Raw genomic sequence first — 9,836 nt, forward strand, 5'->3', positions numbered from 1 at the left:
CGGCCGCACCGACCGGCCACTGGCGCTGGCGGCGCTGGCCCGGGCCGGTGAGGCGCTCTGCTTCTCCGGCGAGCAGTACCGCTACGCCGACCTCGCCCGGCGGGGGCGCGCGCTCGCCCGGCCCGACGAACCACCCGAGGTCGAGCTGACCGGCACCTACCTCGCCGGGGTGGCCGCCACGCTCCGTGGCGACCTGGAGCAGGCCGGGCCGGCGCTCCGCCGCGTCGTCGTGCTCGGCGGCCGGCTCACCGGAGCGGCGCGTACCCCGGCCGCGCTGTGCTGGGCGGCGTCCGCGGGCCTGCTGGTGGCGGTGGACGGCGCGGCGCACCGTCTGGCCGAGCGCGCCGTCGAGCTGGCCCGCGAACAGCACGAGCTCTCCGCGCTGCCACGCGCCCTGGAGCTGCGGGCGATCGCCGAGTACTGGCTGGGCCGGCACGAGGCGGCGGCGGAAAGCTCCCGCGAGGGGGTGCGGACCGCACGCGCCACGGGCCAGGCCAACGCGGCAGCGGTCCACCGGGGAATGCTGGCGGTGCTCGCCGCCGTACGCGCCGACCGGGAGGCCTGCCTGCGTCGGCTGCGCGAGATCGGGGACGGGCCGGCCCCGCACAGCCGGCCGTGGGCGCTGGCACAGTGGGCGATCGCGGTGCTCGACCTGATCGACGGCCGGCACGCCGCGGCCGCCGCCCGACTCGCCGCGTTGGCCCGCCCCGGCACCGGCCGCGGTCAGGTCCTCGTCCAGGTGATGGCCACCCCCTACCTGGTGGAGGCCGCTCAGCTGGCGCACCGGCCGGCCGCGGCCGCCGCCCTCGCGCTCTTCGACAGATGGGCCAGCAGCACGGCCAGCCCGTCCCGCCGCGCGCTGTCGGCCCGCTGCCACGCGCTGCTCGCCCCGCGCGGCAGCGCCGAGGCGCAGGAGCGGTTCCGCGCCGCGCTGCGGCTGCACCCGGTGGACTCCGACGCCTTCGAGCGGGCCCGCACCGAGCTGCTCCTCGGCCAGGAGCTGCGCCGGGCCCGCCGGCCCCGCGATGCGCGTACGCACCTGCACGACGCGTGGCAGACGTTCACCATGCTCGGCGCCGGACCCTGGGCCGATCAGGCCACCGCCGAACTACGCGCGGCCGGCGAGTCCGTCGGCGCGCCGGACCCGGCTGCGGCACGGTTGCTGACCGGTCAGCAACTGCGGATCGCGCAACTGGTCGCCGAGGGCGCCACCAACCGGGAGATCGCCGCCCGGATGTTCCTCTCCACCCGGACGGTCGACCATCACCTGCGCAACATCTTCCACCGGCTCGGCATCCGGTCGCGTACGGAGCTGGCCCGGGCATTTCCGTAGCTCGGCACACTCGACACCGGCACGAGTGCCGAGCCGCGACGGCGGTTCGAGCGGTGACCCGGCCGGCCCCGCTCGAACCGGCGCGGCTCAGGGGACGACGACGGTGCGGGCGCCCTCGCCCCGGGCCATCCGGTCGAAGGCGGCCGCGGCACCGTCCAGGTCGGTCCGGTCGGTGATCAGCGGAGCGAGGTCCAGAGTGCCGTCGAGCACCGACCGGGCCAGCGCGGGCACGTCCCGGTCCGGATCGGACGAACCGTAGACGGACGAGCGCAGCGTACGGGCCGAGTGGAAGATCTCCAGTGCGCTGAGCGGCACCACGTCGTCCTTCGCGCCCATGCCCACCACCGTCACGGTGCCGCCCCGGCGGGTGGCCCGCCAGGCGGCACGGATGGTGTCGCCCCGCCCGACGCACTCGAAGGCGTGGTCGACGCCCCGGCGGCCGGTGCGCTCGCGTACCGCCCGGCTGAGGGCGTCGTCGGAGAGCAGGAACTCGGTCGCCCCGGCGGCGAGCGCGAGCTTCGCCTTGGTCGGGGACACGTCGACGGCGAGCACCGGGTCGGCTCCGGCGGCCCGGGCAGCGCCGACGACCGACAGGCCCACCCCGCCCAGACCGACCACCACGACCGACTCCCCGGGCGCCACCGCGGCGGTACGGCGGACCGCGCCCACCCCGGTGAGCACGGCGCAGCCGAGCAGCGCGGCCGCCTCGAACGGCAGCTCGGCGGGGACCGGGATCACCGCGACCTCGGGCACCACCACCTCCTCGGCGAGCGCGCCGAGGCCGAGCGTGACGTGCAGCGGCTCACCGGCGGCCGTACGGCCCCGGGCCACCGCGGGCACCCCACCCTGCTCGCAGAGCCACGGCTCGTCCCGCCCGCAGTACCAGCACCGCCGGCACGGCGGCGCCCAGTTGAGCACCACGTGCTCGCCGGGCGCCACCCGGGTGACGTCCGCGCCGACCTCGGTCACCACACCGGCCGCCTCGTGACCGAGTGCGAGCGGGTACGGCGCGGCCACCGTGCCGTTCACCATGGACAGATCCGAGTGGCAGACCCCGGCCGCCCGGACCGCCACGCGTACCTCGCCGGGCGCCGGGGCGGGCAGCTCGATCTCCTCGACCCGGGGTTGCTCGCCGACGCCCCGTACGACGAGCGCCCTCATCGCTGGATCGCCTTCGTCTGCAGGAACTCGGCCAACCCGTGGCGGCCCAGCTCCCGGCCGAGGCCGGACTGTTTGTAGCCGCCGAACGGGGCGAGCGGGTTGAACGGCGCGCCGTTGACGTCCACCGCTCCGGTCCGCATCCGCCGGGCCACCCGGAGCGCTCGTTCCTCGTCGGTGGACCAGACCGCGCCGGCCAGGCCGTAGCGGGAGTTGTTCGCCACCGCCACGGCGTGGTCCTCGTCGTCGACCGGGATGATCGCGAGGACCGGGCCGAAGACCTCCTCCTGGGCCAGCGCGCTGTCCGGGTCGACGTCGGCGATGACGGTCGGTGCCACGAACCAGCCGCGTTCGGGCACCGCCGCGTCCGGGCCGCCGGCGACGAGCCGGCCGCCGTCGGCGAGACCGCGGGTGATGTGGCCGAGCACCCGCTCCCGCTGTGCCGCGGAGACGAGCGGACCCAACCGGGTGGCCGGATCGAACGGGTCGCCGATCCGGTAGGCGGCGGCGGCCTTGCCGGCCAGCTCCACCGCCTCGTCGTAGCGGGACCGGTGCACGAGCATCCGGGTCCAGGCGGTGCAGGTCTGTCCGGAGTTGAGCAACGCATTGCCCACGCCGACCTTCACGGCGGTCACCAGGTCGGCGTCGTCGAGGATCACGTTCGCCGACTTGCCGCCGAGTTCGAGTGCCACCCGCGCGATCCGGTCCGCGGCGAGGTGCGAGATCCGGCGGCCGGTGGCGGTGGAGCCGGTGAAGGAGACCATGTCCACGTCCGGGTGGCCAGCGATGGCTTCACCGACCACCGGGCCGGTGCCGGTGACCAGGTTGACCACACCCGGCGGTAGGCCGGCCTCGTGGATCGCGTCGAAGAGCAGGTACGTCACGAGTGGGGTCAGCTCGGCCGGCTTGAGCACGACCGTGCAGCCGGCCGCGAGCGCCGGGGCGAGCTTGGCCATCACCTGGTGCAGCGGGTAGTTCCACGGGGTGATCGCGCCCACCACGCCGACCGGCTCCCGGACCACGATCGAGTTGCCGACCGTCTCCTCGGCCGGAGGGTGGGCGGCCAGCTCGACGTAGCTGTGCAGCACGGTGAGGGGCAGGCCGGCCTGGATCCGGGAGGCCACCTTCAGCGGCGTGCCCAGCTCCAGCGCCACGGTGCGGGCGATCTCGTCGGCCTTGGCGGAGAGGATGGCGTGCAGCCGGTCGAGGTGCGCGGCGCGCTGCGCCGGCGGGGTCGTGGCCCATCCGTCGAAGGCGGTCCGGGCGGCGGCCACGGCCCGGTCCACGTCGGCGGCCGTGCCGGCCGGCACGGCCGCGATGACCTCCTCGGTGGCGGGGTTGTGCACCGGGAGGGTCGCCCCGTCGGAGGAGGTGACCCAACGGCCGTCGAGATAGAAGCCGGTCCGATCGAGTTCCATCGCGCGCCCCTTACGTGCGTCGCCAAAACTAGCGGTGCAAGTTTGGACCGACCCTAGTACGCGCCGACGGCCGGCGGGAGGGGCGGTAGTGGCCCGACCTGGCGCTCGTACGTGCGCGACAGGCCGTCGATGAGCGCGTCCAGGCCGAGCGCGAACGCGCCCTCGTCCACCTGTTGCTGGTGCTCGGGGAGCCGGTGCGCCTGGGTGAGGTGCGGATACTGCTCGGCGTACAGGCCCGGGTCCTCGACGAAGCCGCGGGCGAACGAGCCGAGTGCCGAGCCCGCCACGAAATACCGCATCAGCGCGCCGATGTGGGTGGCCCGGGCCGGCGGCCAGCCGGCGTCGACGAGCCCGCCGTACACCGCGTCGGCCATGGCGAGCGCGGCCGGACGGCGGCCCGGCCCGCGGGCCAGGTACGGCACGATGTTCGGGTGCGCGGCCAGCGCGGCCCGGTAGGACAGGCCCCAGCGGCGCAGCGCCTCCCGCCAGTCGACCTTCCCGAAGAACGACACGTCCACCTGGGACGTGACGCTGTCCGCGACCGCGTCCAGGATCTCGTCCTTCGTGGCGAAGTGGTTGTAGAGCGATGGCCCGCGTACGCCGAGTTCGGCGGCGAGCCGGCGGGTGGAGAAGACCTCCAGCCCCTCGGCGTCGACCAGCGCGGCGGCGGCCTCGATGATCCGCTGCCGGTTGAGCAGCGCCTGCCGCGGCCGGGGCATCGCGTTCCCCTCCTTCGCTCGTTCGCCCGGCGCGTCGCCGGCCGGGTGCGGGTCGCCGGTTCTCCGGCGGTCCGCCGGAGACTCTGCCACAACCAGGTCTGGACGGAATTTAACTTGCAGCGCTAGTTTAAGCCTCATGGACCTGCGTCTCTCCGCCGAGCAGGCGGCGGTCCGCCGGCTCGCCGCCGAGTTCGTCGACCGCGAGGTGCGACCACACGCGGCGGAGTGGGACCGGCGCGAGGCGGTCGACCCCGCGATCGTGCCCCTCCTCGGCGAACTCGGTTTCCTCGGCCTGACCATCCCCGAGGCCGACGGAGGCTCCGGCGGCGACCACCTGTCGTACTGCCTCGTGCTGGAGGAATTGGGGCGCGGCGACTCCGCCGTGCGGGGCATCGTCTCCGTGTCGCTCGGCCTGGTGGCCAAGTCGATCGCCGCGCACGGCACCGCCGAGCAGCGGGCCCGCTGGCTGCCCGAGCTCTGCTCCGGCGCCGCCCTGGGCTGTTTCGCGCTGACCGAACCGGACAGCGGGTCCGACGCCGCCGCGCTCACCACCCGGGCCGTACGCGACGGTGACGACTGGCTGCTCACCGGCACGAAGACGTTCATCACCAACGGCACCACCGCCGACGTCGCGCTGGTCTTCGCCCGTACCGGTGGCCCGGGTCACCGCGGCATCACCGCGTTCCTGGTGCCCACCGACGGCCCCGGCCTGGACCGCCGCGAGATCCACGGCAAGCTGGGCCTGCGCGGGCAGGCCACCGGGGAGCTGCGCCTCGACGGGGTCCGCGTACCCGACGCGGCCCGACTCGGCGAACAGGGCAGCGGATTCCGGCTCGCGCTCGGCACCCTCGCCAAGGGACGGATGTCGGTCGCCGCCGGCTGCGTCGGCATCGCCCAGGGGTGCCTGGGCGCGGCGGTCACCTACGCCGGACAACGCACCCAGTTCGGCAAGCCGATCGCCGGCCACCAACTGGTACAGCAACTGCTCGCCGCGATCGCGGTCGACACCGCCGCCGCCCGGCTGCTCGTCTGGCAGGTGGCCGACCTCATCGACCGGCGGCAGCCGTTCACCACCGAGGTGTCCATGGCCAAGCTCTTCGCCAGCGAGGCCGCCGTACGCGCCGCCAACAACGCCGTGCAGGTGTTCGGCGGGTACGGCTACATCGACGAGTACCCGGTCGGCAAGTACCTGCGCGACGCCCGCGTCGCCACCCTCTACGAGGGCACCAGCCAGATCCAGCAACTGCTCATCGGCCGCGCGCTCACCGGTGTGAACGCCTTCTGAACGCGCGCAGGCACGCGTACACCCACCCCACCACCCCGGAGGAACCATGGACTTCGCGCTATCCGACGAGCAGCGGGCCATCCGCGACACGGCCCGCGACTTCATCGCCCGGGAGGTCGTGCCGCTGGAGCAGGAGCTGCTGCGGCGGGAGCGGGCACACCGGCCCGGGCTCGACCGCGGCGAGCTGCGCGAGCTGCAGCTCAAGGCGCGCAAGTTCGGCTTCTGGGGGCTCGCCACGCCGGAGGAGTACGGCGGCATGGACCTGCCGGCCGTCACCCAGTCGCTGATCTGGACCGAGATCGGCCGCTCGTTCGTGCCGTTCCGCTTCGGCGGCGAGGCGGATAACATCCTGTTCTACTGCAACGAGGAGCAGAAGCGGGAGTACCTGCTGCCCACCATCGAGGGGGAGCGGTTCAGCTGCTTCGCCATCACCGAACCCGGAGCCGGCTCCGACGCGGCCAACATCAAGCTCAGCGCCCGGCGTGACGGTGGCGACTGGGTGCTCAACGGCGAGAAGACGTTCATCACCGGCGGCAACGAGGCCGACTTCGCCATCGTCATCGCGGTCACCGACCCGGACAAGGGCGCCCGGCGTGGTGGCGCCACCGCGTTCCTGGTGGACCGGGAGATGGGCTGGCGTTCCGAGTTCATCCAGACGATGGGGGAGGGCGGCCCGGCGTCGCTGGTCTTCGACGACGTGCGGGTGCCCGACCGCAACATCCTCGGTGAGCCGGGGCAGGGCTTCACCCTCGGCATGGAGTGGATCGGCAAGGGTCGCTACACGATCCCCTCACACGCGGTGGGCATCGCCGAACGGGCGTTGGGCATGGCGATCGCGTACGCCAACACCCGCGAGACGTTCGGCCGCCCGATCGGCGAGAACCAGGCGATCCAGTGGATGATCGCCGACTCGGAGACGGAGCTGGAGGCGGCCCGCCTGCTCATTCTGCGGGCGGCGTGGACGGTCGACCAGGGCCTGGACCCGCGGCACGCCTCCTCGATGGCGAAGCTCTATGGCGCCGGCATGGTCAACCGGGTGGTGGACCGTGTGATGCAGATCCACGGCGGCATGGGCTACACCCGCGAACTGCCCATCGAGCGGTGGTACCGGCAGGTCCGGCTGTACCGGATCTTCGAGGGCACCGACGAGATGCAGCGGCTGATCATCTCCCGCGACCTGCTGCGCGGCTACACGAAGCTGGGAGGGCAGCTGGCATGAGGACCTTCGACTCGGTCGACGACCTGGCCGCGGCGGTCGGCGAGACCCTCGGTCCCGGCCCGTGGCAGCCGATCGACCAGAAGCGCGTCGACCTGTTCGCCGACGTCACCGACGACCACCAGTGGATCCACGTCGACCCGGAGCGGGCCGCGGCCGGCCCGTTCGGCGGCACCGTCGCCCACGGCTACCTCACCCTGTCGCTGCTGCCCGTGCTGGCCGGTGCGCTCTACCGGGTGCGGGGCGTCGGGATGGGGCTCAACTACGGGCTCAACCGGGTACGCTTCCCCGCCCCGGTGCGGGTCGGCAGCGCCGTACGGGCCAGTGCCACCATCGCCGACGTGTCCGCCATGGACGGCGGCGTCCAGATGGTCAACGTGGTCACCGTCGAGACCGACGCGGGCGGCAAACCGGTCTGCGTCGCCGAGACGGTCAGCCGTCTCTACCGGGAGGTGGCCCGGTGACCGCCCTCTCGCTCGCCATGGTGCTCGCCGAGTCGGCCCGCCGCCACGCCGACACCGTCGCCGTGGTCGACGGCGAGGCCCGGGTGACGTACGCCGAGCTGTGGCTGGAGGCGCGCAGCTACGCCGCCGGGCTGCGGGAACTCGGCGTCGCGCCCGGTGACCCGGTGGCCCTGCTCGCCCCGAACGTGGCCGACTTCCCCCGCGTCTACTACGGCGCACTCGCCGCGGGCGCGGTGCTGGTGCCGGTGCACCTGCTGCTCACCCCGGACGAGGCCACGCACGTGCTGCGCGACAGCGGGTCGAAGGTGCTGGTCTGCCACACCTCCCAGCTCGCCCTGGGTGCGGCGGCCGCGGCCGCCGCCGGCGTACGGCTGGTGACCGTCGGACCGGCCGCGCCCGGTGTCGAGGCGACCCGCCTGGAGGACGTGAGCGAGGCGGTGCCGCCGCTGCCGTCGTACCTGGGCCGCGAGGCCGAGGATCCCGCGGTGGTGCTCTACACCAGCGGCACGACGGGGGTGCCGAAGGGCGCCCTGCTCACCCACCTCAACCTCGTCCTCAACGCCACGGTCAACGTGTTCGACGCCAACGACGCGCGCGGCGACGATGTGGTGCTCGGCTGCCTGCCGCTGTTCCACAGCTTCGGCCAGACGGTGGCGATGAACGGCACGTTCCGGATCGGGGCGACCCTGGTGCTGCTCGCCCGCTTCACCGGGCCGGAGGCGATCGACCTGATGCTGCGCGAGGGGGTGAACGTCTTCCACGGCGTACCCACCATGTACGTCGCGCTGCTGGAGGCGGCTCGGGGCCGGGACGACCTGCCCCGGCTGCGGCTCTGCGTCTCCGGCGGGGCGTCGCTGCCGATCGCCGTCCTGGAACGCTTCCACGCCGCGTTCGACACGACCGTCTTCGAGGGGTACGGCCTGTCGGAGACCTCGCCCACGGCCACCACCAACCAACCGCACTTCGGCACCCGCGCCGGCACCGTCGGCCACCCGGTCTGGGGTGTGGAGGTGGAGATCGCCCGCGCCGAGCTCGACGACCGGATCGAGCTGCTTCCCGCCGGCGAACTCGGCGAGATCGTCATCCGTGGCCACAACGTCTTCGCCGGCTACCTCGGGCGGCCCGAGGCGACCGCGGAGGCCGTGGTCGACGGCTGGTTCCGCAGCGGCGACCTGGGCCACAAGGACGCCGACGGGTTCGTCACGATCGTCGACCGGAAGAAGGACATGATCATCCGGGGTGGCTTCAACGTGTACCCCAGGGAGGTCGAGGAGGCCCTGGCCCGCCATCCGGCCGTCGGCCAGGTCGCGGTGATCGGCCTGCCCGACCCGCGCCACGGGGAGGAGGTCTGCGCGGTGGTGGTACCCGGCCCGGCGGCCGACGTGCCGACCGAACAGGAGCTGATCGACTGGGCGCGGGAGCACCTCGGCCGGCACAAGTACCCCCGCCAGGTGCGCTACGTCGACGCCCTGCCGATCGGCCCGAGTCACAAGGTGCTCAAGCGGGAACTGCGGCGGACGATGACGCCGGAGTCGGTCGACTGACCCGGTGGCCTGACGGTGGAGCCTGCGGCCGGGGCTCCACCGTCAGCCGTCTGTCCCGCGTCACGCGCCCCCGCCGCTACCGGGCGGGATCCGTGCGAGGTGACGGCCTGGGTGCGGTTCTATGTTCGGGCGGCGGTCCGGCGAATGATCGACTCGGGTTCCTTGATGTCGGGGTGTCCGAGGCGCTCGGATGCCCCGACTTCATGGATGTCGAGTTGACCGTGCGCCGAGTGTGGGGTGGGCTGGGTGTGGTGTCCGGTTTGCGCCGGGGGATGCCGGGCTGCGGGTGGGGCGGTTGGGCGGTTTGGTGGGATTCGAGGTGTGACCGGCGGCATCCCGGAGCCGGAATCGTGGCCGGGCCGGGGGCGTTGAACACCCCTGACGGTCGAGGTAGCAGCCCCGCCGCCAGCGCGTGACCCGTCAAGCCGGTCCGGCAGGGTCCGGAATGATGGTGGCCTGCCGGTCGTTGAACCCGGTCACGGCCTGCGGCCAGTCCGCTAGGGCCTCGGAAAACTCGGGAATGATGACGGGCCGCGGGTCGTTGAACCCGGTCCCGGCGCGGTGAAGCCCCCGGGCTTTCGTCCGACCGTCGGACTTCTCCCGGCCCCGCAAAACCGAACCCCCCTTCTGGTTGGCGGGTGTGCCGGTCTCAGACTTTTTTCCTTGCTTGAAGCGCCCGTAAGTGGCGTTGGCCCACAC

At 73.5% G+C, this 9,836-nt stretch carries 9 protein-coding genes; 5 read left to right on the forward strand and 4 right to left on the reverse strand.

What is annotated here, in order from left to right:
• Positions 1-1,333 (forward strand): helix-turn-helix transcriptional regulator (locus ABZS42_RS31555; RefSeq protein WP_355151563.1); only part of this gene is annotated, 1,333 nt, incomplete at its 5' end.
• Positions 1,334-1,420: 87 nt separating this feature from the next.
• Here the strand turns inward: ABZS42_RS31555 and ABZS42_RS31560 are convergent.
• Genes ABZS42_RS31560 through ABZS42_RS31570 form a run of 3 tightly spaced genes read right to left on the reverse strand, consistent with a single transcriptional unit; the run spans position 1,421 to position 4,628 of the window.
• Positions 1,421-2,494, reverse strand: coding sequence for an alcohol dehydrogenase catalytic domain-containing protein (locus ABZS42_RS31560; protein WP_355151565.1), 1,074 nt, complete (start codon positions 2,492-2,494; stop codon positions 1,421-1,423).
• Positions 2,491-3,909 carry an aldehyde dehydrogenase family protein gene (locus tag ABZS42_RS31565; RefSeq protein WP_355151567.1) on the reverse strand — a complete coding sequence of 473 codons (1,419 nt, stop codon included), beginning with the start codon at positions 3,907-3,909 and terminating at the stop codon, positions 2,491-2,493. The genes ABZS42_RS31560 and ABZS42_RS31565 overlap by 4 nt, the downstream gene beginning before the upstream one ends.
• A gap of 53 nt (positions 3,910-3,962) precedes the next feature.
• On the reverse strand, positions 3,963-4,628 hold the full coding sequence (locus tag ABZS42_RS31570) for a TetR/AcrR family transcriptional regulator C-terminal domain-containing protein (RefSeq protein ID WP_355151569.1): 666 nt from the start codon (positions 4,626-4,628) through the stop codon (positions 3,963-3,965).
• Positions 4,629-4,764: 136 nt separating this feature from the next.
• Here ABZS42_RS31570 and ABZS42_RS31575 point away from each other — a divergent pair, with 136 nt between their 5' ends.
• The 4 genes from ABZS42_RS31575 to ABZS42_RS31590 are packed head-to-tail and all read left to right on the forward strand — an operon-like array spanning position 4,765 to position 9,137.
• Positions 4,765-5,913, forward strand: a complete 1,149-nt coding sequence (locus tag ABZS42_RS31575; protein ID WP_355151571.1) for an acyl-CoA dehydrogenase family protein — start codon at positions 4,765-4,767, stop codon at positions 5,911-5,913.
• A gap of 46 nt (positions 5,914-5,959) precedes the next feature.
• On the forward strand, positions 5,960-7,132 hold the full coding sequence (locus ABZS42_RS31580) for an acyl-CoA dehydrogenase family protein (protein ID WP_355151573.1): 1,173 nt from the start codon (positions 5,960-5,962) through the stop codon (positions 7,130-7,132).
• Positions 7,129-7,593 carry a MaoC family dehydratase gene (locus ABZS42_RS31585; RefSeq protein ID WP_355151575.1) on the forward strand — a complete coding sequence of 155 codons (465 nt, stop codon included), beginning with the start codon at positions 7,129-7,131 and terminating at the stop codon, positions 7,591-7,593. Before ABZS42_RS31580 ends, ABZS42_RS31585 begins: the two co-directional genes overlap by 4 nt.
• The gene (locus ABZS42_RS31590) at positions 7,590-9,137 is read left to right on the forward strand and encodes a long-chain fatty acid--CoA ligase (RefSeq protein ID WP_355151577.1); all 1,548 of its coding nucleotides are present in this window, start codon (positions 7,590-7,592) and stop codon (positions 9,135-9,137) included. Before ABZS42_RS31585 ends, ABZS42_RS31590 begins: the two co-directional genes overlap by 4 nt.
• 420 nt (positions 9,138-9,557) lie before the next feature.
• Here the strand turns inward: ABZS42_RS31590 and ABZS42_RS31595 are convergent.
• Positions 9,558-9,836: hypothetical protein (locus ABZS42_RS31595; protein WP_355151578.1), on the reverse strand; the 279-nt coding region annotated here is incomplete at its 5' end.

The sequence above is a fragment of the Micromonospora sp. NPDC005367 genome (assembly GCF_040606825.1).
Taxonomy (GTDB): Bacteria; Actinomycetota; Actinomycetes; order Mycobacteriales; family Micromonosporaceae; genus Micromonospora.

Bases quoted from the DNA above. Each gene is read 5' to 3' on its own strand.
- ABZS42_RS31560 (WP_355151565.1), bottom strand. From the start codon at position 2,494: ATGAGGGCGCTCGTCGTACGGGGCGTCGGCGAGCAACCCCGGGTCGAG.
- ABZS42_RS31565 (WP_355151567.1), bottom strand. From the start codon at position 3,909: ATGGAACTCGATCGGACCGGCTTCTATCTCGACGGCCGTTGGGTCACC.
- ABZS42_RS31570 (WP_355151569.1), bottom strand. From the start codon at position 4,628: ATGCCCCGGCCGCGGCAGGCGCTGCTCAACCGGCAGCGGATCATCGAG.
- ABZS42_RS31575 (WP_355151571.1), top strand. From the start codon at position 4,765: ATGGACCTGCGTCTCTCCGCCGAGCAGGCGGCGGTCCGCCGGCTCGCC.
- ABZS42_RS31580 (WP_355151573.1), top strand. From the start codon at position 5,960: ATGGACTTCGCGCTATCCGACGAGCAGCGGGCCATCCGCGACACGGCC.
- ABZS42_RS31585 (WP_355151575.1), top strand. From the start codon at position 7,129: ATGAGGACCTTCGACTCGGTCGACGACCTGGCCGCGGCGGTCGGCGAG.